1 pseudogene is annotated in these 251 nt (G+C 60.2%); it reads left to right on the forward strand.

The features are described 5' to 3' along the window. Nucleotides 1-251: pseudogene (locus AAEY62_RS23735) on the forward strand (F0F1 ATP synthase subunit A); the annotation flags it as partial.

Below are 251 nucleotides of genomic sequence, written 5' to 3' on the forward strand. Positions count from 1 at the left end.
GTCCGGATCCGTCCGAGTACATTGCGCACCACTTGCAGAATTTCTCCACCTCGCATCAGACGTCGATTTTCGACATTCACGTCTGGAATCTCGACACGCTGTTCTGGTCGATAGTATGCGGCATCGTGACGATCGTCCTGCTGCGTCTGGCCGCCCGCAAGGCGACGTCGGGCGTGCCGGGCCGTTTCCAGTGCGCGATCGAGATGCTCGTCGAAATGGTCGAGGACCAGTCGAAGGCCATCGTCCACGGC

This window comes from Pseudoalteromonas sp. GW168-MNA-CIBAN-0100 (genome assembly GCF_040309225.1).
Classification (GTDB): Bacteria; Pseudomonadota; Gammaproteobacteria; order Enterobacterales; family Alteromonadaceae; genus Pseudoalteromonas; species Pseudoalteromonas arctica.